At 54.7% G+C, this 24459-nt stretch carries 21 protein-coding genes; 11 read left to right on the top strand and 10 right to left on the bottom strand.

Annotation, left to right across the window (positions count from 1 at the left end):
* Positions 1-7 precede the first annotated feature (7 nt).
* Positions 8-2230 (bottom strand): sensor histidine kinase, encoded by a 2223-nt coding sequence (locus ACXJJY_RS03420; protein WP_456385307.1) that lies wholly within the window; start codon positions 2228-2230, stop codon positions 8-10.
* 89 nt (positions 2231-2319) lie between these two features.
* Positions 2320-2901, bottom strand: coding sequence for a DUF4390 domain-containing protein (locus ACXJJY_RS03425; RefSeq protein ID WP_456385308.1), 582 nt, complete (start codon positions 2899-2901; stop codon positions 2320-2322).
* Positions 2902-3213: 312 nt separating this feature from the next.
* On the opposite strand from ACXJJY_RS03425, the gene ACXJJY_RS03430 reads away from it, so the two are divergent.
* From ACXJJY_RS03430 to rfbC, 7 genes are all read left to right on the top strand, one after another.
* Complete coding sequence (locus ACXJJY_RS03430; protein WP_456385309.1) at positions 3214-3627, top strand: DUF302 domain-containing protein; 414 nt, start codon at positions 3214-3216, stop codon at positions 3625-3627.
* A 61-nt stretch (positions 3628-3688) separates the two neighbouring features.
* Complete coding sequence (locus tag ACXJJY_RS03435) at positions 3689-4678, top strand: arsenic resistance protein (RefSeq protein WP_456385310.1); 990 nt, start codon at positions 3689-3691, stop codon at positions 4676-4678.
* Positions 4679-4719: 41 nt separating this feature from the next.
* Positions 4720-5115, top strand: coding sequence for a NifB/NifX family molybdenum-iron cluster-binding protein (locus ACXJJY_RS03440; RefSeq protein WP_456385311.1), 396 nt, complete (start codon positions 4720-4722; stop codon positions 5113-5115).
* 84 nt (positions 5116-5199) lie between these two features.
* A complete protein-coding gene (locus ACXJJY_RS03445) occupies positions 5200-5496 on the top strand; it encodes a DUF134 domain-containing protein (protein WP_456385312.1) in 297 nt (98 codons plus the stop codon).
* Positions 5497-5641: 145 nt separating this feature from the next.
* A complete protein-coding gene (locus tag ACXJJY_RS03450; RefSeq protein WP_267928737.1) occupies positions 5642-5827 on the top strand; it encodes a 4Fe-4S dicluster domain-containing protein in 186 nt (61 codons plus the stop codon).
* Between the two features lie 469 nt (positions 5828-6296).
* The gene (gene rfbB, locus ACXJJY_RS03455) at positions 6297-7367 is read left to right on the top strand and encodes a dTDP-glucose 4,6-dehydratase (RefSeq protein ID WP_456385313.1); all 1071 of its coding nucleotides are present in this window, start codon (positions 6297-6299) and stop codon (positions 7365-7367) included.
* Between the two features lie 4 nt (positions 7368-7371).
* Positions 7372-7917 (top strand): dTDP-4-dehydrorhamnose 3,5-epimerase, encoded by a 546-nt coding sequence (gene rfbC, locus ACXJJY_RS03460; protein ID WP_456385361.1) that lies wholly within the window; start codon positions 7372-7374, stop codon positions 7915-7917.
* Positions 7918-8060: 143 nt separating this feature from the next.
* Here the strand turns inward: rfbC and ACXJJY_RS03465 are convergent, their stop codons facing one another.
* On the bottom strand, positions 8061-10085 hold the full coding sequence (locus ACXJJY_RS03465) for a ribonuclease catalytic domain-containing protein (protein WP_456385314.1): 2025 nt from the start codon (positions 10083-10085) through the stop codon (positions 8061-8063).
* Between the two features lie 450 nt (positions 10086-10535).
* Here ACXJJY_RS03465 and era point away from each other — a divergent pair, with 450 nt between their 5' ends.
* Both era and ACXJJY_RS03475 read left to right on the top strand, forming a co-directional pair.
* On the top strand, positions 10536-11453 hold the full coding sequence (gene era, locus ACXJJY_RS03470; protein WP_456385315.1) for a GTPase Era: 918 nt from the start codon (positions 10536-10538) through the stop codon (positions 11451-11453).
* Between the two features lie 166 nt (positions 11454-11619).
* Positions 11620-12591 carry a DUF6765 family protein gene (locus ACXJJY_RS03475; RefSeq protein WP_456385316.1) on the top strand — a complete coding sequence of 324 codons (972 nt, stop codon included), beginning with the start codon at positions 11620-11622 and terminating at the stop codon, positions 12589-12591.
* 61 nt (positions 12592-12652) lie between these two features.
* Here the strand turns inward: ACXJJY_RS03475 and ACXJJY_RS03480 are convergent, their stop codons facing one another.
* The 6 genes from ACXJJY_RS03480 to ACXJJY_RS03505 all read right to left on the bottom strand — a co-directional run bounded on the left by ACXJJY_RS03480 (position 12653) and on the right by ACXJJY_RS03505 (position 19161).
* Complete coding sequence (locus tag ACXJJY_RS03480) at positions 12653-13852, bottom strand: amidohydrolase family protein (RefSeq protein ID WP_456385317.1); 1200 nt, start codon at positions 13850-13852, stop codon at positions 12653-12655.
* Positions 13853-14046: 194 nt separating this feature from the next.
* Positions 14047-15366 carry a S41 family peptidase gene (locus ACXJJY_RS03485; protein ID WP_456385318.1) on the bottom strand — a complete coding sequence of 440 codons (1320 nt, stop codon included), beginning with the start codon at positions 15364-15366 and terminating at the stop codon, positions 14047-14049.
* 220 nt (positions 15367-15586) lie between these two features.
* Positions 15587-16768 (bottom strand): murein hydrolase activator EnvC family protein, encoded by a 1182-nt coding sequence (locus ACXJJY_RS03490; protein ID WP_456385319.1) that lies wholly within the window; start codon positions 16766-16768, stop codon positions 15587-15589.
* The gene (locus ACXJJY_RS03495) at positions 16765-17652 is read right to left on the bottom strand and encodes a cell division protein FtsX (protein ID WP_456385320.1); all 888 of its coding nucleotides are present in this window, start codon (positions 17650-17652) and stop codon (positions 16765-16767) included. Before ACXJJY_RS03495 ends, ACXJJY_RS03490 begins: the two co-directional genes overlap by 4 nt.
* Entirely contained in the window at positions 17649-18383 is a 735-nt protein-coding gene (ftsE, locus tag ACXJJY_RS03500; protein WP_456385321.1) for a cell division ATP-binding protein FtsE, read from the bottom strand. The genes ACXJJY_RS03495 and ftsE overlap by 4 nt, the downstream gene beginning before the upstream one ends.
* Positions 18384-18396: 13 nt before the next feature.
* Positions 18397-19161, bottom strand: coding sequence for an ATP-binding protein (locus ACXJJY_RS03505; protein ID WP_456385322.1), 765 nt, complete (start codon positions 19159-19161; stop codon positions 18397-18399).
* Between the two features lie 236 nt (positions 19162-19397).
* Between ACXJJY_RS03505 and ACXJJY_RS03510 the strand changes: the two genes are divergently transcribed.
* Together ACXJJY_RS03510 and ACXJJY_RS03515 are read left to right on the top strand one after the other, a co-directional pair.
* Positions 19398-20072: an HAD family hydrolase gene (locus tag ACXJJY_RS03510; protein WP_456385323.1), complete on the top strand. Its 675-nt coding sequence runs from the start codon at positions 19398-19400 to the stop codon at positions 20070-20072.
* Positions 20069-21679 (top strand): DUF445 family protein, encoded by a 1611-nt coding sequence (locus ACXJJY_RS03515; RefSeq protein ID WP_456385324.1) that lies wholly within the window; start codon positions 20069-20071, stop codon positions 21677-21679. The genes ACXJJY_RS03510 and ACXJJY_RS03515 overlap by 4 nt, the downstream gene beginning before the upstream one ends.
* On the opposite strand, the gene ACXJJY_RS03520 is transcribed toward ACXJJY_RS03515, so the two are convergent.
* Entirely contained in the window at positions 21666-24254 is a 2589-nt protein-coding gene (locus ACXJJY_RS03520) for a response regulator (RefSeq protein ID WP_456385325.1), read from the bottom strand. The genes ACXJJY_RS03515 and ACXJJY_RS03520 overlap by 14 nt on opposite strands.
* Positions 24255-24459 lie beyond the last annotated feature (205 nt).

Raw genomic sequence — 24459 nt, forward strand, 5'->3', positions numbered from 1 at the left:
CAGACTATCAGGAATCCAGTGGAAGCTCAACGATAAACACTGCCCCGCCAGGCCGGTTGTCAGCCACCCTGATCATCCCGTTATGCTCGGAGACAATGGTGTGGGCGATGGCCAGGCCCAGGCCGGTGCCGGATTTGCGGGTGGAGAAGTAGGGTTCGAAAAGCCGGAGTCGTGCCTTTTCGCTGATACCCGGGCCCGAGTCAGCCACCTCCATGCATACTTTTTTGCCGTTATCGGTCAGGGAGAAACGCAGGTGGATCGATCCGCCCTCGTGGAGCACGGTGACCGCGTTGTCAAGCAGATTGATCAGGACCCTTTTCATCTGTACCGGATCAAAGTGAAACAATGGGATATCGCCCGGTTCCTCAAGGATGAATTCGATATGCTTGTGAGCTTCGCGGTACAGAACAAGGACGTCGTCGGCCATGGCGACCAGATCACCCTGCTCCTTCTTCAGTCTCGGCATGCGGGCAAAGTCGGAGAATTCACTGACCAACCGCTTGATCTCGTCAACCTGGTTGACAATGGTCCGGGTGCACTGGTCAAAAATCTCGACATCCCCTTCGATCCTGTCCAGATAACGTTTTCTGAGTCGCTGGGCCGAGAGCTGGATCGGGGTAAGCGGGTTTTTGATCTCGTGGGCGATCCGCCGTGCCACCTCCTGCCAGGCGGCCAGGCGCTGGGCCTTTTCGAGGTTGGTCAGATTGTCAAAGACGATGACATAACCGATGGCACGTTGGTTTTCATCCATAAGGCGGGTGATGTTGACCAGCAGGGACAGGGTTTCTCCTCGACGCACGGTGATCCGCAGGTGGCGCTCAACCGAGTGTTTTCCGGATTCCAGGAGCTCCCGGAAAAAATTCTCAACGATCATTACGTGAGGTCGCGCGAGAACCTCGTGGTAGTCCCTGTGGAGAAAATCTTTGGGGTTTATCTTGAGGAGATTTTCGGCGAACCGGTTAATGGTGGTGATCTGGTTGTTCTCGTTGATGGCAATGACGCCGGCGGCCACGTTTTCCAGGATTGTTTCCAGGTAGCGCCGTCTCTGTTCCGACACCTGGTTGGATTGCTGCAGGGCCTCATGGGCCTGGGCCAGCTGCCGGTTGGATGCCAGCAGATCGGAGGTCATCTGGTTGAAAGAGTCCACGAGCAGGCCCATCTCGTCGTCGGATTCCTTTTCCAGCGTGAAGTCCAGTTCCCCATCTGCAACCCGGCGGGTGGCCTGGGCCAGCTTGTTGATGGGGCCGGTCAGGGTGCGGGCGATATAGAACCCGAACCAGATGGCACCAAAGAGGATGAGCAGGGTGATGATCAGAAGCATGATCAGCAAACTCAGCTTGATGGGTGCCTTGAGCATGACCAGCTGGCGATAGTCGTTGATGCCGCTGGTGATCGTCTGCATCTGGGCCAGTTGATCGGCCGGGATCAGCAGGGTGGTCACCAGATAAGTGGCAAGTTTTTCGTTCTGATTCACTGCGAGCGGGACAATGGCCTGGACCAGCTCGCCGGCACTGGAATTCTGGGTGATGACCTCAGGGCGGTTTTTCTCGCTTGTCCGTCTTATGGTCTCGGTGGGAATCTCCGGCAGAACCACAGGCAAAAGCCTCGGTCCGCGTACCGATAGCAGTTCTTTCTGGTTGGCATCGATGAGGGTCAGAGCATCAGGTGCACCAGGCGGGGCGATTTCCAGAGTTCGTGAGAACAGTTTCTTGACCAGTTCCCTGTCCTCAAGAGGAATCAACCCCGAGTCGATCAGCCGCGCTATCCGGATCCCCATGTTTTCGGCACGTTTTTCTGTGTCGCGAAAGATTGTCTGGGCAAGCTTGAGCGAGGCCTGGAGCGATTGCTCCACATTGGTATTGAACCAGTAATCCATGGACGTGGAGACAAAGCGCAGGGCAATGACAAAGAGCAGGATGGTCGGAATGAGCGACAGGGAGACAAACGAAACCACCAGCCGGGTGCGCAGCTTGGAGCCCAGAATATTATGCCGGCGTTCAAATATCAGCTCCACAAGGTTGCGCAGGACCAGGTAGAGCATGAGCAGGAGCAGGAGGGCATTGATGTTGATCAGGGCAAAGACCAGCACAGTGCTGGAAACCGGCAGGTTGAGATTGCCGCGGAGAATGGAGGCCTGCAGGTAACCAAGAAGCGGGATCAGCAGGACACAGCAGCCGATGACATAGCGGACCAGGCGGCGTTTTTTCTGGCGTTGTTCTCGGGTCAGCATCAACTTGTCTTAAGCGTTCTCTGCCTGTTGAGGGGGACTTCGGGCATTTTTCCGGTCACGGGGTTTGCAGGAGCCCTCGATGTCGGGGATCAGTATCTGAATTCAATGGAGCGCCAGTCGGTTTCAAAGTCCCACAGGGAGATAAAGGGCATAAGGTAATGGATACCCAGGGGCAGTTTTTTTTCCGCCAGCTTGGCCTTGATGCGCAGCTCGTAGGGTGCATCGGGCTTCAGTGTGTCCAGGGGGATAACCTTGAGGCCGCTGAGTTCGGTCATGAACTGCTTCGCTTCTCGCAGGGATCTGGTTTTTTCGATCCGGTTGCCAAACTCGGTCAACTGGACATGGTACTCCTCTTTCAGCGCATCAAAGGTCATGGTGTGGGTGACGCTCAGGTCGGCCAGGGTGGTGTCGAACCAGTTGTTGCGCAGCTGTTCCAGTTCCACCATGAAGGTGAACGATACCGGGATACCGTTGCGGACACCTTCGATCATTTCATCGGTAAAACAGTTTTTTATGGTGGCGAAGAGAAGCAGGTGGCTGCTTGAGGTGGTGATGATGATATCAGCAATTTCCGGCTCGGCTTCCTGCCGGGCCCCAGGTGACATGGGAAACAGCAGGGCAATGAGCAGGAAACATGCAGACATTCGCAAGGTGCGGAGCAGGTGCTTCATATATAAAAAATCTCTTGAGAGACCCCGGTGGCTCGTCGGGAAGTGTCTGGATACAGGCAGGCCTGTATTTTCAGAATAAAATTTTTCATTTTAGCAACTAGTGTTCCGCTTGTCCATCCGTAAGTGACCCGGATCCCTGCGGATGCCATGAATAAAATCGTCCTTGACACTGGAAAAAAGACGGGCTATTGTGTGCATATGTTCAAAATGACTGGTCACCGTTACTGGTCTTGATGTGTTTATTCCATATAAGAATTTATGTTTTTATATTTTTATATTTCAAATTTTTAACTTTTTTTCAGGAGGTTACCTATGAGTGATCATCTCTACAAAGCGGAAACCACGAAATCGGCAGCAGAATTTGCCCGGGATCTGGGCAGGGTTGTGGGCAAGTATGGCTTTGTCGTCCACAATGAATCCAGTATGGACATGGCACATTCCTTCGGCAGGCATGGCGTGGAGGTGGCAGAGGAATTCGACTTGCACATGATACAGATCTGCAAGCCGGAGAAGGCAGCCAAGAGCCTGCAGGCCAATCCTGAGCGGGCCATTCTCATGCCTAAATATGTGATGACCTTCTCCAGGAACGGCAAAACCCAGATCCGATTCTTTTATTTCAGTGAGGAAAACATCCGGGCCATGGTTGATGACGAGGCCTTTCCAGACTCTCTGGCCCAGACCTACAAGAAGATCATTGCCATGATAGAAGAGGCCATCAAGCTGTAAATGAGCAGGTTCCATCCTCTCGCAGATACAGGATCTCCGGGTCCTTCATAAGGAGACTGCCATGTGGAAATTTCTTATTTCCATCAACAAGAAACTGGTCTATGCCATCCCGACCATGATGATCCTGGGGTTCTTTTTCGGGATCAACATCGATCCGGACCTGATCAAAAAGCTCAAATCCCTTATTATGCCCCTGACCTTCCTCATGGTCTACCCGATGATGGTAACGCTCAACATCAAACATCTCAAGGAGGGTATCCAGAACGTCAAACTGCAGCTGACCACCCAGTTTATCAACTTCTGTGTCATCCCTTTTGTCGCCTATGGGCTGGGTATGTATTTTTTCAAAGAGAACTCCTATATGGCCCTGGGACTCCTGCTTGCCTCCCTGTTGCCCACCTCGGGCATGACAATCTCCTGGACCGGATTTGCCAAAGGTAACATGGGAGCGGCCATCAACATGACGGTGATCGGCCTGACGCTTGGTTCCCTGGCTACGCCGCTCTATGTCCAGGTGCTGATGGGTACCAAGGTGGACATGAACATCGTTTTGGTGGTCAAGCAGATCGTTTACATCGTCTTTATTCCCATGCTGCTTGGCTATTTGACCAGGTCCTGGCTTTTGAAAAAGTACGGGATGAAGGAGTTCAAGGCCCGGCTTGCGCCCCGGTTTCCATCCCTTTCCACTCTGGGTGTGCTGGGAATCGTGTTTGTGGCCATGGCTCTCAAATCCAGGCAGCTGGCGGCCAACCCTGGTATTCTCTGGTCTATTTTTCAGCCGCTTTTGATTATCTACCTTCTCAACTTCACCCTGGGTACTCTGGTCGGCAAGATGCTGTTCAACCGGGGCGACGCCATTGCCCTGGTTTACGGAACGGTCATGCGCAATCTCTCCATTGCCCTGGCCATCTCCATCAACGCCTTTGGCACCAGGGGAGCGGATGCGGCCCTGGTCATCGCCACCTCGTATATCATCCAGGTTCAGTCCGCGGCCTGGTACGTGAAGTTTACCGACAAGCTGTTTGGCCCGCCTGAGGAAAAGGCGGCCTGAACCAAATCCATAAAAACCAAGATAACGGAGGGTGTATCATCATGGAAGAATCACTTCGGCTGGCAGTCCCATCCAACAATCCTGGCGGACTTGAGGCCACCAGATCGGATCATTTCGGTCACTGCGAAGCCTTTACACTCATTGATATCAGCGACGGGAAAATTATCCAGTCCGTGATCGTGCCCAATCAGGATCACGGGGCCGGTGGCTGTATGGTACCGGTCCAGTTTCTCCGCGACCAGAATGTGGACGCCATTGTGGTCGGCGGAATCGGCGCCCGTCCCCTGCAGGGATTTGCAGAGGTTGGTATTGCCGTGTATTATGCAACTGACAGCAGTGCCAAAACGGTTCAGGAAGCCGTGGACGGCATTACCAAAGGCTCTTTTCCCCTGATCCGCCCTGACCAGGCCTGTTCCGGACATGGAAACTGTCATTGACAGGTAACCGGTAATCCTGATCCTGCTCCAGGTCCTGGTGCCTGCTTTCATCGGGTCGGGGGTGAATCAATTTTCAGAAGAAAGATGTCACCACGCCCCAAGAAGAAACGTGTCTGCAAGGGAAATTTTTGCGGTCGGGCCTTCAAGCCCACCGGAATCTCAATCCCCGATCTCAAGCACATCCCCCTGTACCGGGATGAGCTCGAAGTCATCAAGCTCTGTGATTACGAAGGTCTGTTTCAGGAACAGGCCGGTGAGAGAATGGGGGTGTCGAGGGGGACTGTACAGCGGATTCTCACCTCGGCCCGGCGCAAGATTGCCGAGGCCCTGACAACCGGTGCGGCACTGGTCTTCGAGGAAGACGATCATGGCCGGGGGTGAGCTGATATCAGCCAGGCAGCCTGGCAGTTTTTTGTTTGGCAAAACGGTTGACAGAAGGCTGGGGGCGCATTATTTGTAAACATATGCACAAAAACAGGTCGTGCAGGAGCGCCATTAAGATCAATTCAAATACAGGGAGTAAACCATGTTCCAGGTAGATGTCGACAAGGATAAATGTACGGGTTGTGAGGAATGTGTGAACAGTTGTCCGGCCCAGGTATTCGAGCTGGTGGACGGAAAGTCTGACCCTGTCAACATGGATGAATGCCTGGGTTGTGAGACCTGTGTCGAGGTCTGTCCTGAAGGGGCAATCACAGTGACTGAACTCTAACAGTCTGTTGCAAAGCCGTCACGGATTCAGGGCTCAATGATACATGAAGGGTGGGCTCCGATGGTCATGGTTACCCAAGACATCGGACTTCCTGATGTGATACCGGCCGGCTCTCTAACCGGGGGATAGAAAAAAATCCCATTCCGGTGTCCCGGCCGTCAGGTTGTCTTTCTGAAAAATACTCATTCACCTGCCTCTCCCCGCGTCTGCAGGGTTTTTCCTCCTTCCCTGCAGGCGCATCTGTTTTATTTTTATTTTGTTTTATCTTCTCTGGTCATCGTAGAAACTCCGCACCGGTACGAAAAGGATAAATTTTTGCGTCCCTGTTTGACAGGGTCTGTCTCCCTTTCTATAGTGCACCCCTGAAATGCGTGGCCGGGAGGCTTTCTGCAGGTTTTACGTAACCCGGTCCCTGGCTGTCTGTTGGCAAAAATTCGTTCAGTTGAAATATGTATCCGGAGCAGAAAGTATGGGCAGAAAGGTTCTTGTAACCGGTGGTTGTGGATTTATCGGGGTGAATTTTGTCCGGCTTGTTCTCGGTTCCTTTCCGGACTGGCAGGTCATCAACCTGGACAAGCTGACCTATGCGGGTAACCTGGAAAGCCTGGGTGAGCTGATCGGCCATCCACACCATACCTTTGTCCGGGGTGATATCTGCGACCGGGATCTGGTGCGGCAACTCTTCCGTGAGCATGATATCGATACCGTGGTGCATTTTGCCGCCGAATCCCATGTGGACCGTTCCATTACCGACCCGGATGCGTTCATCAAGACCAATATCTTTGGCACCTTTACCCTGCTTGAGGTGGCCCGGGAAGTCTGGGGGACACCGAACGGCTTTCCCGCTCAGGTCCGTTTTCTCCATGTCTCCACCGACGAAGTATTCGGCTCGCTTGGCGAGAGCGGCTATTTTACCGAGACCACCTGCTATGATCCCCGCTCGCCATACTCTGCCTCCAAGGCCTCTTCAGATCACCTGGTCAGGGCCTGCTTTCATACCTACGGCCTGCCTGTACTGATAACCAACTGTTCCAACAACTACGGTCCCTACCAGTTTCCCGAAAAGCTTATTCCCCTGGTACTCAACAATGCCCTGTACGGTCGACCGCTGCCCGTCTACGGTGATGGCGGCAACGTGCGGGACTGGCTCTATGTCCAGGATCATTGCGAGGCCATTGTCCGGGTCCTTGAGCAGGGCAGGCCTGGTGAGTCGTATAACATCGGCGGTCATAACGAAAAAAAGAATATCGAGGTGGTGGAGATGCTCTGTGACATGCTCGATGAACGGGTGGAGCTGCTGCCGGGTGGCGAACCAAGGCGTTCTTTGATAACCTTTGTCAAGGACCGCCTCGGGCACGATCGCCGTTATGCCATTGATGCCACCAAGATCGAACGGGAACTGGGCTGGACTCCGAAATATACCTTTGATCAGGGTATGGAACGTACGGTTTTGTGGTATCTGGACAACCGATCCTGGATGGAAGCGGTCCTGGATGGCTCGTATCGCAGGTATTATGAAAAAATGTATGGCAGCAGGTGAGATAATGCAGGTGATCGCAACGGAGATACCCGAGGTCCTCATCATCCAGCCCAGGGTGTACGGTGACGAGCGTGGTTTCTTTTTCGAAAGCTTCAACCAGCGCCGCTGGGAAGAGAAGACCGGGCTTGCAACCCGTTTTGTCCAGGAAAACCATTCCCGTTCCACCCACAATGTTCTGCGCGGCCTTCATTACCAGATCCTTCAGCCCCAGGGCAAGCTGGTACGGGTGATTTCAGGCGAGGTCTATGATGTGGCGGTGGATATCCGCAGCAGTTCGCCCACTTTTGGTCGCTGGGTCGGAATCCATTTATCGGCGGAAAACAAACGTCAGTTCTGGATTCCCGAGGGCTTTGCCCACGGCTTTGTGGTGCTTTCCGAAATGGCGGAGTTTCTTTATCTCACCACCGATTACTACGCGCCAGAGCACGAACGGGCCATCCTCTGGAACGATCCCGACCTGGCCATCTCCTGGCCACACACCGGCGAGCCGATTCTCTCGGAAAAAGACCGGAACGCCTCTCTGTTCAGGGATGCCGAGGTGTTTCCCTGATCTGTGGCATCACGGGAGAGGCAGGCACGAAATTCGCGCGGGATCCAGCGGTGTGAGTTCTTTCCGGACCAGGGCGGTTCAGGATTTCGCTTGACCCGGGGATACCACTGGCTGAGGACAATGGAGCCTGGTCGTGAACTCAGTCAGGGCCATTCCACCCGCAGGGTGTTGTCACGGGCATTGACCCTGGTCAGCCGCACCCTGACCATATCTCCCGGCTCTACGGGAAAGGCCGGATTGGGTGGTAGATCGATATCAAAGAGACAGTCGGCCAGCAGGAGGTTGATTCGTTTGGGACCACTGTTGATCACCAACGCGTTGACCGTATCTCCTACCTGCTGTTCCAGGTACCTGAGAATCCAGTAGCGGTACCGCTGCTGGCGTACCATGTTGGCCCGTCCGAGCTTTTGGTGGATGGTGCCGGCAAAGTCCTTGCATTCCGTATCGGAGAACAGAATACCTTTGCCCTGAATCATATTGCTTATCTGCAGCTGCATGACCAGGTCGAGAAACCGGCGGATGGGCGAGGTGACCGTGGTATAGCAATTCAGTCCCAGGCCCGAATGGGGTTTGGGACGGGTGGTCAGCTCTCCCCTGGACAGGAAACGCCGCTGCCGGGCTATCTCCGGCAGGCTGGTATCCATGCCGTCAATGAGCCGCTTGCGCGGAGGGCCCTGGGAGCGGAACAGGCCCGGGGCTTCCTGGGCGGCAAGATAGGCGGCCGCCACATGGTTGGCCAGGATCATAAGCTCCGAGACAATGGTCCGGGCCGGTGTATCCACCGGGGCAAGGGAAATGCCAATCCGGCCGTCCTCGTCTATCTTGATGTTGACATCGGGAAAGGGCAGCAGCAGGGCCCCGTTTTCCACCCGTCTGCACCGCAGCTGTTCACGCAGTCGGTTCAGGGTGAGCAGGTTTTGGCTTGTATTGTTTTTCAGGCCTTCGGCCACGAGCTCATCCACCTGGGTGTAGGTGAGCTGCTGTTTCACTGTCACCACTGCCTGTACGATCCTGGAGCGGATCAGCTCTCCATCCGGTGACAGAGTCATAATGAAGCTCATAACCGGCCGCGGCTTGTCTACCAGCAGGCTGCACACTCCCTGGGACAATTCCTCGGGCAGCATGGGAACCTGTTGCTCGGGGAAATAGATGGATGTGCACCGCTCCATAGCCTCGGCAAAGAGCGGGTCTCGGGGCTTGATGTAGTGGGCCACGTCGGCAATGTGAACCCCGACTTCGATGTTTCCGTCTTCCAGCGGTTGTACGTGCAGAGCATCGTCAAAATCACGGGTGGATTCGCCGTCCACCGTGAAGACATCAAGTTCGCGCAGATCCTTACGCCCGGGCTCGGCCAGAAGTTCGTCCACATTCGGTTCCTGGATGGAGCGGGCCTGCTCCAGTGCCGCCTCGTTAAACTCCACCGGCTGCTCGGCCTTCAGCAGCATGGTGTTTTCGTCCCGGTGCCAGACTCCGGCCCGGACCAGAAGATTGAAGGCGTCGTCCGGTCTCGTCAGTTCCGCCTTTTTCAGGAGCTGACGGACCAGGTCCGCCTCGGCGCTTTCGTTGCCAAACAAAACATACTGGCTGATCCATTCCAGGCACTGTTCCCGCTGCGGCCAATCCTCACAGGTCACCTCTTCTCCGGCCATGATACGGCAAAGGGCCCTGGCTCCGTATTCCAGGAGCTGCTCCCGTTTCTCTTCCATGGCCCGCTGGTGCTTGAGCTGTTCCACCTTTTCCTCGCTGTGTACCGTTACCTGACCGTTTTTGTATTTGAAATAAAACCGGTCCCGGAGTACGGCTCGGAGGAAGGCCGCCACCTGGTCATCGCTTAGCTTGTTGCCAAAACAGAGTTCGGCCAGGAAATCGGCGGAAAAACCGGCATTCTCTTCGGTTACGGCCAGTTCCCATATCTCGCTGAGATCAATGGTCGCAGTCAATCGTTCCCTGTTCTCGCTGGTCTCGCGCAGCAATCGGATCATGTCGTCGCGGCTGATGTCCACAGGGAAGGTCGAGCGCGAGGCTGTGAGGATGCGGGACTGGGGCAGGTTCACCTCGCGTCCGTTTTGATTTATGATGCGCAGGCGTTTGCCGGTATCCTGGAGTACCAGTCCACAGAGAAATTTGCCGCCTTCTATATATTCAACCAGAGTGCCGGAAAGAGTCATGGAATTATATGTTCAACATTTCACCTGAATCCGTGATGGAAAAATTATTGTGATGACCACCGAAACTTGGCACCGGTGCGAAAAAGAATAATATCGCTCTGCCCTGGAAGAACCAAAAACTGTTTGTCAGAGAATATCGCAGAGAGGTCATTGTTTTTCATCGTCCACCGGAAAAGAACCAGAGATGTCTCAATATCACCCGTCGCGATGGAGACGCTCTTTGGAAGCTGTCCTTTGACAGCCTTTGCTGCGTATCAACTCGTTGTCAGACGTTTTTATAACAGTCAGTGGGGCTCTTCCGGATGTATGCGGTGAATGTCTCAGTTTCACGGATTCAGGTTGGTTTAAAGGAGTACGTTGTCTGTCAGTCGTGGCCGTGCTATGATTTGTGCACCTGCCCTGGCACATTACCCTTAACATGGAAATCAGTACACGTAAATCGTAACAGATATGGACACTGAAAACACCCAGGCCCTGCACCGCTCAGGCGTGGTGGCCATTGTCGGCCCGCCAAATGCCGGCAAATCAACCCTGCTCAACCGTTACCTGGGCCAGAAAATAGCCATCGTCACTCCCCGACCCCAAACCACCCGAAATCGGATTCTGGGTATTGTCACCGGGCCCGACTACCAGATCATCATGCTCGACACTCCAGGGTTGCACAAGGCCAGGGAACTGCTCAACCGGGAGATGGTGCGGATCGCCATGGAGAGCCTTGGCGAGGCCGATGTGGTGCTCTTCCTGGCCGATGCCTCGGCCTTTGCCGGACAGAAAAAAAAGCTTGAAAAATATCGGCAGGAATACACCGGCTATCTCGACAAAGTGCGTACTCCGTCCGTGCTGGCCCTCAACAAAGTCGACCTCCTCAGGAAAGAAGAGCTGCTGCCGGTCATCGACTGGTACTCCAGCCTTCACCCCTTTGACGCGGTGGTGCCGATTTCCGCCCTGCAGGGCAGCGGTACCGATATACTGCTCGAGGAACTGGTTGCCAGGCTGCCCGAAGGACCGCAGTATTACCCCGACGATATTCCGACCGACTCTACAGAACGGTTCATCGTCGCCGAGATCATCCGGGAAAAAATTTTTCTTCTTACCCGTGAAGAGGTTCCCTATTCCACCGCGGTCCTGATCGACTCTTTCCTGGAAGAGAAAAACAGGGTCACCATCCATGCCACCATTCTTGTGGAGCGCAGTTCACAAAAGGGTATCATTATTGGCCGTAAAGGACAGATGCTGGTGGAAATTGGCCGTAGTGCCCGCCTGGAGATCGAGGAGCTGCTTGGATGCCGGGTGGTACTGAAGCTCTGGGTCAAGGTGAAGAAGAAATGGACCCGTAACGAACAGATATTGAAGGAACTTGGCCTGTAATTATCATCCTGTCCGGAAGGACCGGCTGCCTCCCGTGCATTCTCCGGGTCTCCACCCTTACGTTGACAATCCGGGAGTTGGCGGCCGCTGGAACCGGACGGATGCTGTATTTTTACAGTGCTGCACCGCGAGATAATCGGCAAATCGAAAAGGAGAGGAGAAGACAATGGATATCGAGTTTCATTATCACATCACCTACATCCTTGCCAGAAAAGCCCGGTTCAGCAGCCAGGACGCCTTTACTCTGGCCTATTCCAGCCAGTACGTGGATGACAACGTCTTCCACTACTACATAAATTATCCCGATGGCGGCCATTTCATCTCCGAAGTCTCTCAGACCATGGACATTACCAAGCCTTCACCCAAGCGGCAGAAGATCTATCCGCTGTTTCATTTCATCCCCGGTGATCCGGACAGTCCCACGGCCCGGAGAAAGGATGGCAAGACCCACCAGTTCAATACCACTCCGGACAGTGATAACGCCCGCTACCTGCTTCAGCGGGCCCTGGACTCAGGCGATCTCTATCGCATAGGCGTGGCCGTGCACGCCTATGCTGACACCTGGGCTCACCAGAATTTTCTTGGTCTCAAGCACAAGTTCAACGCCATGCCAGGCTTTGTCGAGTCCTTGATTCCCAATATCGGCCATGCCGATGCCAAGCATGAACCGGATACGGTTCACAACCGCTGGAAGGATGAGCGGCTGGCTGGAGATTTGGAAGTAGTAAACAATAATGACCGCTTCATCCAGGCAGCGGAAAAGATATTTGCATATCTGTGGCTGGTGAAAAACTCCGACCAGGATGGCCTGACATCCCTTTGGCGGAAACTCGAAAAACAGCTCCTTGACGCCATGGATGAGACCTACCTGCTGGGCGCCGATGACAGGGCCAGAAAAAAAGCCTATCGCAAAATATGCGACGACATGCCTGACTACGATGAAAAACAGTGGCGGTATGCAGCGGTGGAAAAACGGGAATTCGAAATCGACCTTTTCGACAGGTACTGGGCCAGGGGCGGTCGGGAAGAATTTGAAGAATCCGACTGGTACAGGTTCCAGCAGGCTGTCATCGCCCACCGCGAAGACGCCCTGGAAAGGCTGCGTTCTCTGTACGAAGGAGAGGATTTTCCGGTCTGAGCAGTTCCCGGGTGGACGTCAACTCCATGTATGCAACCTAACAAGATTTCTGTTACTGGTATTATGTTGCCTTGACGGGATTCTTGCTGTATGCGGTGCTTGGTGCGCCGTCAATGTAGATTCCTTCCAGATAGGAGAGTTTTCTTGGCAGCTGTTTCACCGTGCCCCTGGCAATCAGGAAAGTTGCACTCCTGCCAACAGTAAGCCTGCCCAGCTTCTGCATGCCGAAGAACCTGGCCCCGTTTTCAGATGCGCAGCGGATAGTCTCTGCGAGTGAATAGCCAGCTTTGATGAACAATTTCATCTCTTCCACCATAGATTCGCCATGGAGTATGCCAACACTGCCGGCACCGGTTCCCACAGCCGTTTTCACTCCGAGTTTTCTGGCAGACCTCAGTTGCGCCAGCTGTCCGGCAAGCATCCTTTTCCAGAACGCCTCTGCACCGGGGTCGGACTTTCCTGGTGGTGCATAACGTAACGAAAAGCGGCAGCACACATCGCCTCCTGTCCCGGCGCTGTCCAGAGCATTTTTGGCCCGCAATACACTGGGTATCCACAGCACATTCTTTTCCGCCATTTTGCTGAGATTTTCTTCGCCCATAAGGTATCCCTGCTCGATGGCATCGCACCCAGCCTCAAGCGCATGTTCAACCTGTTGCGGGCCATTGGCCACCACTACCGCTTTTTTTCCTCCTCTGTTTCGCAGAATCCGGCACAGGTCTTCGCGGGCAAGCCGTGGATGTGGCTCTTCCCTGCTGTCGATATTGCCGGAATAACCAATCTTGAGATAATCACCTCCTGCAGGATGGCCGTCTGTAAGGTCCTGCCAGCTCAGGCAGAGTCGACCGCATGTTTTAAGATCAACAAGGCTCCCGCGGGTCATCCCCTCCAGAGAGGATGTCACCTGGTCGCTCCTGTCGTCGCTGTTGGCCACCCCGAGCACACCGTGTGCATGGCAGTAACCAATATGCTGCTCGATCAAGGCGGCCTTTTGTGCCGGGCCGGCCTCTTCAAGGGCCAACCTTACCATCCTGTCCACTGAAGGAGATTGCGACAGGGAAACACTGCTGTCGACCAGCGCGGGCAAAATGGTACAGTGCGAGAGATCGTCGATTTCCATTCCGTCGCTGCGGGAAAGATCTGCTGCAGAACCAATAGCGCTGATAACGCCGCCCTTTACGGCCAGAAAGACATTCTTGCGCACATCAGTGCTGCTGCCGTCGATAAAACTTCCCGCGACTATGAAACGTGTATCGCTCATGATTATTTTGTACTGCTTCTGATGTAAACGAAATGATCGAGCTTGCCGGTGGGCTTCATAAAGGGTGACTTTTGTCCTGTATCCTGGTTTGTCCCCCGGGTGCTTTTCGCGATTGTCAAAGACAAAAGGTCTTGCCACCTCCTGAGATGGCAGGACCTTTTCTGTGGTGGCAAGAAGAAAGTTCTCTTGCAGGTTCAGTTGATCAAGTTCTTGTTCTCAGCAGCTATCTGCAGGCTTTTCAGGATGATCAGTGCGGTACGTAATTGATTGTCTTTTTGCAGCTTTTCTCTGGCTTTCCGTAGCTCGTTGTCTTCCCGGGACATTTCTTTTTTCCGGTCTTCTTCGCCGTTTTTGAAATGATGGGGCAGGTCTTTTTCCCGCACAGTCCAGAAATTTTTTCTTTTATTGGGATCTTCATTTTCCACGGGTGGACTAAAGGCTATTTCCACGTCGGGCGTGATACCCCTGGCCTGTATGGAATTGCCGCTGGGAGTGTAGTAGCGGGCCGTTGTAAGCCGAAGACCGGCCCCGTCGGGCATGGGAATTACCGTCTGCACCGAGCCCTTGCCAAATGTTTCCGTGCCGAGAATGATAGCCCGCCTGTGATCCTGGAGTGCTGCGGCGACGATTTCAGAAGCACTGGCCGACCCTTCGTTGACCAGGACGATGATCGGGAACTGGAATGAGGCACCGTCCCGGTGAGCCTCGAACACCATGTCTTGCTCCGGATCGCGGCCCCGGGTGGAGACAATGACGCCTTTGTCGATGAACACATCCGCTACCTTGACTGCCTGGTCCAGCAGCCCGCCGGGATTGTTGCGCAGGTCCAGTACCAGCCCTCTGATCTCACCCTTCCTGGCAGCATCCCGCAGGGCCTTGCGAAAATCCCTGGTGGTGGAAGCCTGAAAGTTGGTTATCCGGATGTAGACAAAGCCGGGCTCAAGGATCATGCTCTTGACCGAATGAAGCGGAATTTCAGCCCGGACCAGGGTGAAATCCTTGAGTTCGGACCACCCGGAGCGAAAGATGGAAAGAGTCACTTTGCTGCCTTTTGGGCCACGGAGCTTTTTGACCGCGTCCATAAGCGTCATGTTTTTGGTCAGTTTACCATCGATGCGGATTATCTGGTCACCAGCCCGGATACCTTCCCTGTAGGCAGGCGTTCCCTCGATGGGAGAGACAACAGTCAGCACTGAGTCCCTGATGGTGATTTCGATGCCGATACCGGTGAAACTGCCCTTTGTCTCTACCTGCAATTCCTTGAAATCCTCTGGCTCCAGGTAGGATGAGTGGGGGTCAAGGGATGAAAGCATGCCGTTGATGGCACCGACGATAACCTGTTGAATATCGACTTTGTCGACGTAATGCTGCTGGAGCAGCATCAGAACATTGGAGAAGGTTTCCAGACTTTTGTATGTTTCCTGGTCGTTTTGGACCTGTTCACCAGCCAGGCTGTGCGGAACGGGAAAGGTGAAAAAAACAAGGGTGAGCAGCAGGGTGCAGTATTTTTTCATGGACTGATTCTATATCCGGATGGAAGAGGAATATGGGCCCCCATTTATCTTGGTCATGTTCAGGAACCCTGTAATCTGGTCAAAAACGAATGTATCAGATTAACAGACGGCTTTACACAATATTTTTTGCTTATAGCGCAATTGGTGAATCCGGAGTTTTCGTCGTTCGCCCGTACCTCGCGGCTCTGGATGGAAAAAACGAGCCTGACTCGGGCCCCTGTCAGTGTTTGAGGCATCCGGGTTTGAACCAGGGCAGTGGATCTTCGGTCCTGGCACCGTGACGGATTTCAAAATATAGTCCCTGGTCAAACAGGGTGGCGATATCACCGGTGATCCCTATCTGTCTGCCGGTCTCCACCTGCTGTCCCTCGCGGACTAGGATCTGGTCCAGCCGGGCGGTGACCGTGTAATATCGCAGTCCGTGGTCAATGATTACCATGTTGCCATAGCCGCGCATGTATCCGGCAAAGAGGACCTTACCCTTATAGATGGCACGTACCGGAGCGTTTTCCGGCGTCTCAATGGAGATGCCCTGCGATTGATCCACACTTTCAGGGTCATTGTCTCTCCTTTCGCCAAATCTGCGAATGAGACGACCCTGGACCGGGGGATCCAGCCGGCCCCGGTTCAGGACAAAGCCCCTGGTCCGGTTTTCCTGCTGTTGTTTGAGGCGGGTAAGGGTCTGGCTCAACTGTTGTTCCGCCCGCCGCATTTCCCGTACCGCCTGCGTGTAGAGACTCTGCTCGGTCCTGATCCGGGACAGGAGCTGTTCTTTCTCCTGGCGCAGCCGGGACAGCTTGTCTTTTTCTTTCACGGCCTGAGCAAGGAAATTTTTGAGGACCGATTTTTCAAGTTGCTCGGCATCTCTTGCCCGGCGCAGCTCTTCAATGGTGTCACGGTATCTGGCCATGAGCTCCCGGTCATATTCCAGCAGCAGGCGGAACGAGTCGCCAAACACCATCAGATCCGGCAGTTTCTGGTTGGAAAAGGTGACATCGAGGAGCGTTATCCGGCCCACAAGGTAGTAGGCACGCAACCTCTTTTGCAGATGCGTTCGGACCGCGTTCCTGATGGTCCAGGCCTTGCGCAGCTCCTGTTCCTTTTGAGCCAGAAGTTTTTCCTGCTCCTTGAGCTGGGTCGTGATCGTGGCCAGGGTCTTTTTCTGCTGGCTCAGTTTCCGGTCGATCTGCTCGAGTTCTTCGAGCAGATTTGTCTCCTTTTCTCCGGTTTGCTCTATTTTTTCAAGATGGCTGGAAAGTTCGCTTCGCAACCGGCCGATACTCTGGCGGTGCTGCTCAAGCTCCGCGGCTGTTCTTGCCACTGCCCAGCCAGCAGCGCCGTTTGCCAGCAACAGGTACACGAAACCGGGCAGCAACCATGATTTCCAAAGATGCAGCTTCATAGGCGGAGGAATTTTCTGGTCGAAAAATAACTGCCACTGGCACAGAGCAGGGTGGCAACACCTATGATGCCTCCCAGGACCGGAAGAGGGAAAAAAGTAAAGGGAAACAGCTCAAGCAGGGCCGATCCGGCAAAACGCAGCTTGATCCAGTTAAAGAGCAGGTACAGCGCCGTCAGCCCCAGGCTGGAACCAAGCAGACCCTGCATGGCCCCTTCGATGAAAAAGGGCATGCGGATATAGTTGTTGGTGGCTCCCACGAGGCGGAGCAGTTCCAGCTCCTGCTGCCGGCCAAGGATGGCCAGCCGCAGTGAATGGGCTACCATGAATGATGTAACCAGGACAAGCAGGGCACCGGACAGGAGGACGACTACCCGCAGGAGCTGGACAAACGAATAAAAGCGCTCCACCCAATCCTGACCGTACTGGACCCTGAGAACGCCGGGCAGGGTCTGGATATAGTCGGAAAAACGTTTGATCCGGGTGAGGGAAGTCAGCGAGCGGTGCGGATAGATTTCCATGGATGGTGGAAGAAAATCACGCGGCATGTCAGCCAGGATATCCCGATCGCGGCCCAGTTGGGCGGCAAAGCGATCAAAGGCCTGTTCCCTGCTGATGAATATGATTTTTTCCACTTGGTCAAACTTGAGGATTTTGCGCCGGTATTCGTCCTGAAGCCTTGGCCCTGGTTCCTCGTCCAGATAGGCCACCAGCCGCAGGTCATCCCCGAAATGGCGTCCGATATCAAGGACATTGGTGTAGATGAGATAGAAAAAGGAGAAAATGAGCACCGACAGACCAATGGTGATCAGGGAAAGGATCTGGGTTGACCAGGTCTGCCGAAGATTACGGCCAGTCTGGCTGATGACAGCATAGATAAAATTCATATCTCTGACTCGGTCTCACCAGGCACCGAAGTGGTTTCTGCCGGGACTGTGGGCGGAACCCGGCACCCGGCATCGAGCTCGACCACCCGGTGGGCTGTACCCTGGAAAATGGCAAGATCATGGGTAGCGATGATCAAGGTGGCACCCTGGCGGTGACATTGCCTGAACAGCTCCATGACCCGTTTGGTGGTCTCGGCATCCAGATTGCCGGTCGGTTCGTCGGCCAGGATGAGTTCGGGCTTGTTGGCCACCGCCCGTGCAATGGCGACCCGCTGCTGTTCGCCACGGGAAAGATCACCGACCCGGGCCTGGATCTTGTCGGCAAGGTCGAGGCGGTCGAGCAGGTAACGGGTTCGTTTGCGGATAAAGGTGCGGCTCCGGTAGGAAACCTCCATGGAAATGGCAATGTTTTCGGCCACGTTCTTGTCCGGCAACAGTTTAAAGTCCTGGTAGGCCATGCCTATGGATCTTCTGAGTTGTTGAATGGCCGCACGGGACATCTTGGCCAGATCGTTGCCGCCGATTTCCACCAGTCCCCTTGTCGGCGTCTCCAGGCCGCACAGAAGCCGGAGCAGGGTCGTCTTGCCGGCTCCACTGCGGCCGGTAAGAAAGACCATCTCTCCCTGTTTCACGGACAGGGATACGTCATTGAGCGCTTCCACCGAGGGTGGATAGACCTTGGTCACCTTGATCAGTTCGACCATGCTGGTGGTGTGTTTTTGCTCTGTCACCGAACAGGCATCCTCAGGATTTTGCAAAGATTTTGTCAAAGATGGCAAAGGCCTGCTGGACGACCCTGGAATCATCAGGAAGGTTCAGGTAGGAGTTGCCGGACAGTTCCTGTTGTACAAGCTCGTCACTGGCCGGGATGATACCGGCCAGCTCCATGTCCGCCTCAGCCACGGCCTGGTCGATTTTTTCCTGAAGGGCAGGGGGCACAGGGTCCGGGGCCCGATTGACAATGAGATACTGGCGCTTTATCTCGAGCTGGAGAGGTCCGGTGATGTCAGCAATCCGCCGGGCGGTCAGGATACCTCGTGCAGACGGATCCGAGACAATGATCAGGGTATCTATGGCATGCAGGTTCATGCGGCTGAGATGTTCCATGCCAGCCTCGTTGTCGACAATGATGTACTTGTAGTTTTCCGCCAGTTTGTCCATGGTCATGGCCAGGTACTGGTTGGCTGCGCAGTAGCATCCAGGCCCGTCCGGCTGGCCCATGACCAGCAGGTCAAAGCCCGAATCCTCTATCAGTGCCTGGTGTATTTTCATCTCCATGTACTGGTCGCGGCTCATGCCGTGGGGGATATCACCCTTCATTTCTTTGCGGATCTCACCCAGGGTCGTGTGAACATCCAGGTTCAGCAGTTCGTTAAGGTTGGCATTGGCGTCGGCGTCCACGGCAAGAATGGGTGTCCTGTTGAGCTGGAGAAGATATTTGGTGAGCAGGGCCGAAGTGGTGGTTTTGCCGGTACCACCCTTGCCTGCCATGGCTATAACTTTGGTCATGGTCTATATCCTTGTAAAATAAATGAATGGTTCTTGTTTTTGCACCACTATACATTATAGAAACGGTTTTTTCATGTCAAACGGAAAAGCCTGTTTTTTCAGTAGGTTTACCTTGTTATTGATTTACTTGTAGACGTGGTGCTGATTGTGCGATATTTTGACCAGTTCGTGTATCAGACGCAAAACCCGGGTTCGTGCTCCCAGCGCTGTTTCGCAAACATTACCGGAGGAACTGGATGGGATACAAAGCTGTGATCTTTGATCTGGACGGTACACTGCTTGATACCCTCGATGATCTGGCAAAAAGCGGTAACCGGGTACTGGCAGCCCAGGGCATGCCTACCCATCCGCGGGATTCCTACCGCTATTTTGTTGGTGACGGCCTGGAGACACTGATTCGCCGGATCGTTCCTGAAGATCGCCGCGACAAAGAGACCATTCGCCGTATGATTCAGGAGTTCAGAGATGTGTACTCCAGAAACTGGAATGTGCTGAGTCGGCCTTATCCCGGTATCGACGACATGCTCGAAGAACTGCGCCAGCAGGGTCTCTTACTGGCCGTGCTCTCCAACAAACCCGACGACTTTACCCGCCACTGCGTCCGGGAGCTGCTTGGCAGCCACTCTTTTGTCTCGGTGCTCGGTCACCGTCCTGGCGTGCCCAGGAAACCGGCCCCGGACGGAGCCCTTGAAATTGCAGCGACCATGGGATTAGCGCCAGAGGATATTCTCTATCTCGGTGATACGGCAACAGACATGGAAACCGCCCTGCGGGCCGGCATGACTCCAGTGGGCGCGCTCTGGGGGTTCAGAACCGCCGACGAGCTCCGCCAGAGCGGGGCGGCTCACCTGGTACACCATCCTGGTGAAGTTGTGGAGCTGGTCTTGAAAAAATCCTGTAGTGACAGATGATCAACCAACTTTTGGATCCAACAGTCATAGCCTGGGCCGGGCCCCCGGTTCTGGGCGCCTTTATCGGCTACCTGACCAACAAGGTGGCCATCAGGATGCTGTTTCGGCCGTTGAAGCCCTGGCGGATCTGCGGCATTCGTGTGCCCATGACCCCGGGCGTCATTCCGTCCAAACGGCATGAGCTGGCCGTCAACATCGGCGAAATGGTCGGCCAGCATCTGCTGACGAGCAAGGACATCGGGGAGGCCCTGTCCCGGGAACAGTTCCAGGACCATCTCTACCGCATCGTCGATGACATGGTCCGGGATGTCCTCGGCCGCGACCTGGGTCCGGCCGCCACGTTGGTGCCCCGTCGGTTCCGGGCCTATTTCAAGATCGGTGTCCGGACGCTGAAATATCGGCTCAAGAGCGGGGTGCACGGATTCTTCCAGAGCGAGGACTTTGCCGGGACCTTCGAGGAGGTCCTGGTCAAGGAGCTCGACCGGCTCGGGAAACGGCCGGTGAACGAGTTTCTCTCCCTTGATGGGCGGGAGGCTGTGTACAGGTTTGTCGAGGATTTTGTCGCCGGGTTGCTGGCCGGAGATGAGGTGGAAAAACGGCTTGCCTCCTATCTGCGTAAACAGGTGGAAAAGGCAGCCAGCGAGAACCGTTCCGTCGGCGATCATCTGCCAGACTCCCTCTCCTTTCTGATCGTGTCCACCATCCGCGAGCAGGCTCCTCGATTACTCGAACAGCTGGCCCGGCTGCTCGCGGAACCAACCATGCGCGAGAAGATCATCTGCGGCATTCGTGATGCCATCAATGGTTTTTTAAGCACCCTGGGGCCGCTGGCGGCCATGGCCTCAAGCTTTCTCGATGCAGGCAGCCTGGAAAAGAAGATTCGTCAGTACCTGGAGGATAAGGACGAGGATATCGCCACCTGGCTCAAGCAGCCGGCGGTTCAGGAGCGGTTCGCCGATATCCTGGGGCAGCAGGCCGAAAAGTTCCTGGCCACACCCATCGTAACATTGCTGGACAAGGTGGACAGGGAGCAGCTTGACCGCATCTTTCAGGAGACGGCTCACCAGCTCCTGGCGGTGTTGCGCACCGAAGGAGTACGGCAGACCTTTTCTTCTCTGCTCCGCGATTCCATGGAGTCCATGCTCGATGACGGAGAAAGTCCTTTGGGCGAGGTGGCGAACCGACTTCTCGGCCAGGAGACCACACTTGCGCTACAGCAGGCCACGGTTCGGGAAAGCATGGCCATTGTGCGCTCCAGGCAGGTGAAATCCATTATCGACTCCATGCTGGGTACCATGATCGACCGGCTCACAGCCAGGCCCATCGGCGTGCTGCGGGACCTTATGCCGAGCGGAGTCCGCAGGGGGATCACCGAGTATCTTGTGCTGCAGATCAACCGCCTGCTCCAGGCCCAGGTTCCCGGGCTCGTGGATTCGCTCAATATTCGCCGTATTGTTACGGAAAAGGTGGATTCGCTCGATCTTCTGCGCCTTGAACGCCTCCTGCTTTCCATCATGGAGGAGCAGTTCAAGTACATCAATCTTTTCGGAGCCCTGCTCGGTTTCCTGATCGGCATGGCCAACCTGCTGATCCTCAGGCTGGGATAGAGCGCGCCTCCTCTGGCGGATTTTCTCCGGCCGTGGTGCGGATTTTCAGTGCCGTGTGGATCACATTGCCAAGCTCCGTCATGGTATAGGGCTTGCGGATAAAGGCGGACGCGCCCTGGGCAAGGGTCTTTTTTACCTCGTCACTTTCCGAAAAGCCACTGGCTATAACCGCCTTGAGGTTTGGTTTGAAGCGGAGCATCTGTTCGTAACACTGGCGGCCGTTCATTCCCGGGTCCATGATCATGTCCAGCAGCACCAGGTCGACGTCCTCTTCTTTGACCACTGCCAGGGCTTCTTCGCCGGAGCTGGCGCTCAGCACCCTGTAGCCCAGGCTTTCCAGGAGTTGACCGGCGATGTCACGCTGTTGGGCTTCGTCATCGACCACCAGTATCAGGCTTCCGTTTCCCTGCAGACTGTCGTCCGGCATCTTCTCTTTCCGCGGTTCGATTTTGGCCCTGGTGGCGGGAAAGTAGAGGGTGAAGGTGGTCCCGTTTTCATCGCTTTCCACCGTGATGTCTCCGCCATGATCCTGGACCGTGTTCCAGACAATGGTCAGGCCCAGGCCGGTGCCGCTTTTTCCCATCACTTTTTTGGAGTAAAAGGGCTCAAAGATGTGCTTCTGGTCTTCAGGAGAAATACCCGGCCCATCGTCGGCCACAGAGAGAATGACATACTCACCCTCTTTCATGTACTGGTTTTCAGACACAGGTCGGTCGATATAGCAGTTGGCTGTGCTCACGGTGATGGTGCCCTGTCCATTGACCGCCTCCGCCGCGTTGATCAGCAGGTTCAGGAGCGATTTGCGGATATGGATGGGTGAGCAGGAGATGTTGAGCAGGTCCGGATCGAGCTCGGTCCGGCAGGTCAGATCGTCCAGGTCCTCGACGATCTGTTTGAATTCCGGCGAGTCCAGCTGTTCCCGGATCAGAGTGTTTATGTTGACAGTTTCCCTGGCCGCAGCCGCTCCCCGAGTCACGGTGAGCATGTCTGCCACCACTTCGGCCGCCCTCAGGCCGGAATCGCGGATCTGGACCAGTGGAGCGCGCAGTTCACTGTCGTCGGGCAACTTGAGCAGCAGCAGTTCCGGGTAGCTGACAATCCCGGAGAGGATGTTGTTAAGGTCATGGGCCACCCCGCCGGCCATCAGGCCGACGGCCTCCATTTTCATGGAGCGGTGCAGTTTTTCCTCCATCTCCCGCTGACGGCTGACATCCATGAAAAAGGCGAAATGATAGTCCTCTTTTTCGTATTCAAAATAGTTGAGGTAGAGTTCGGCCGGAAAGGTGGATCCATCCTTGCGCAGGCAGATGGTGGTCAGGGTGTAGAAGGCGCTTTCCTTCATCCCCTGCAGTTCCTCTTCCCAGCGCTCCTGAGAAATCTCGGCATCGATATGCGCCACCGACAACCCGGAGAGTTCCTCGGGGCTGTAGCCCAGCATGGTCGCGGCTGCCCGGTTGGCATGGATGATGGAGGTCTCTTCGAGCACAGGTGAATTTTTGATCCAGACTATGGGAAAGACGCAGGTTTCCACGGCGTGCTGGGTGAAGAGAAGTTGCTGTTCGGCCTGGCGCAGTTTTTCCGCCTGATTGCGGATTTCCCGGTTCTGCTGCTCCAGTTTGCGGTTGTATTTGCCGAGGTCATAGGTCCGGTAGAGCAGGGCCAGAACAACGGCCAGGGCCAGAGGAATAAAGCGCCATAACTGCTCGTAGTCCTTGCCCCGTTCAAACCGGACGGCGATCCAGTTGTTGAGGATTTTCTGGTGGGTCGCCGGATCGATGGAGGCAATGGCCTTGTCAAATATGTTGACCAGCAGAGGTTCGTCATTGCGGGCAGCAATCCCAAGCTTCCATCGTTCGTCGAACTTGCCAGACACTTTGAGCTCACCGACAAAATCTTTCTGGATGGTGTAGCCCACCGTGGCCAGGGTGCCGATAAAACCAAAAATATCGCCTTCAACCACCTTTTTTAGACCATCTGAAACCGAATCCACATCCACGATCTTCATCTTCGGGTGACGCTTGCGCAGCAGTTCGTTGAAGGCATATCCCCGGACAATACCGATGGTTTTATCGGTGATGGTGGAAATGTCGTCAATGAATGGGGTATCGATCTTGGCGGCCATGACCAGGGGGATATCCAGGTAGGGCCTGGTAAAATTCATGTATGTTTCCCGCTCCGGTGTCGGCATGGCCAGGGAGAAGATGTCGCATTTTCGAGCCTTGGCATAGGCGATGGACTCCATCCAGTCCACGGTGGGAATCATGACGATGGGAATACCGATGATTCTGGAGAAGATATCCATGTACTCGGCTGTCATGCCGATGTGTCGACCTTTTTCGATTTTTTCAAGCGGCATCCAGTCAGGGTCGACACACATGGTGATCCGTTTCTTGACCTCAAGGTATTGCTGCTCTTCCCGGGTAAGTGAAAAAAGAACCTGGTTCGTCGAATCCTTGAAGACGGCATCATTGTATAAACGATCTCCTTCGGACCCGGCCAAACAGGGACGGTGCAGGTTTACAAACAGCAGGATGAAAAGTAGTGGATGGCAGAACGCCGGTCCGGCTCGGTACACTCTTGCCTCCTGGAACGGCTGAACAAGCTGTCGGGGCAAATGTCAATCAAAAGGTTAGAATATTGCCCGGCATGCCTAAGGACAGTTCCGGTTACGTTACATTTTTTATTTTGTTCAAACTGTTTACCATAGCTATTGTGCCATCTCGTGGTCTGCAATGCAAATTACTTTTTAAAAAAACTCAACAAGATGCAGGCTGACTTCT

The organism is Desulfolithobacter sp. (genome assembly GCF_054025815.1).

Coding starts and splice junctions, on each gene's coding strand:
- ACXJJY_RS03515 (WP_456385324.1), top strand. CDS start 20,069: ATGATCAACCAACTTTTGGATCCAACAGTCATAGCCTGGGCCGGGCCC.
- ACXJJY_RS03450 (WP_267928737.1), top strand. CDS start 5,642: ATGTTCCAGGTAGATGTCGACAAGGATAAATGTACGGGTTGTGAGGAA.
- ACXJJY_RS03465 (WP_456385314.1), bottom strand. CDS start 10,085: ATGACTCTTTCCGGCACTCTGGTTGAATATATAGAAGGCGGCAAATTT.
- ACXJJY_RS03475 (WP_456385316.1), top strand. CDS start 11,620: ATGGATATCGAGTTTCATTATCACATCACCTACATCCTTGCCAGAAAA.
- rfbC (WP_456385361.1), top strand. CDS start 7,372: ATGCAGGTGATCGCAACGGAGATACCCGAGGTCCTCATCATCCAGCCC.
- ACXJJY_RS03505 (WP_456385322.1), bottom strand. CDS start 19,161: ATGACCAAAGTTATAGCCATGGCAGGCAAGGGTGGTACCGGCAAAACC.
- ACXJJY_RS03440 (WP_456385311.1), top strand. CDS start 4,720: ATGGAAGAATCACTTCGGCTGGCAGTCCCATCCAACAATCCTGGCGGA.
- ACXJJY_RS03480 (WP_456385317.1), bottom strand. CDS start 13,852: ATGAGCGATACACGTTTCATAGTCGCGGGAAGTTTTATCGACGGCAGC.
- ACXJJY_RS03435 (WP_456385310.1), top strand. CDS start 3,689: ATGTGGAAATTTCTTATTTCCATCAACAAGAAACTGGTCTATGCCATC.
- ACXJJY_RS03490 (WP_456385319.1), bottom strand. CDS start 16,768: ATGAAGCTGCATCTTTGGAAATCATGGTTGCTGCCCGGTTTCGTGTAC.
- ACXJJY_RS03510 (WP_456385323.1), top strand. CDS start 19,398: ATGGGATACAAAGCTGTGATCTTTGATCTGGACGGTACACTGCTTGAT.
- ACXJJY_RS03485 (WP_456385318.1), bottom strand. CDS start 15,366: ATGAAAAAATACTGCACCCTGCTGCTCACCCTTGTTTTTTTCACCTTT.
- era (WP_456385315.1), top strand. CDS start 10,536: ATGGACACTGAAAACACCCAGGCCCTGCACCGCTCAGGCGTGGTGGCC.
- ACXJJY_RS03430 (WP_456385309.1), top strand. CDS start 3,214: ATGAGTGATCATCTCTACAAAGCGGAAACCACGAAATCGGCAGCAGAA.
- ACXJJY_RS03495 (WP_456385320.1), bottom strand. CDS start 17,652: ATGAATTTTATCTATGCTGTCATCAGCCAGACTGGCCGTAATCTTCGG.
- rfbB (WP_456385313.1), top strand. CDS start 6,297: ATGGGCAGAAAGGTTCTTGTAACCGGTGGTTGTGGATTTATCGGGGTG.
- ACXJJY_RS03445 (WP_456385312.1), top strand. CDS start 5,200: ATGTCACCACGCCCCAAGAAGAAACGTGTCTGCAAGGGAAATTTTTGC.
- ACXJJY_RS03425 (WP_456385308.1), bottom strand. CDS start 2,901: ATGAAGCACCTGCTCCGCACCTTGCGAATGTCTGCATGTTTCCTGCTC.
- ACXJJY_RS03420 (WP_456385307.1), bottom strand. CDS start 2,230: ATGCTGACCCGAGAACAACGCCAGAAAAAACGCCGCCTGGTCCGCTAT.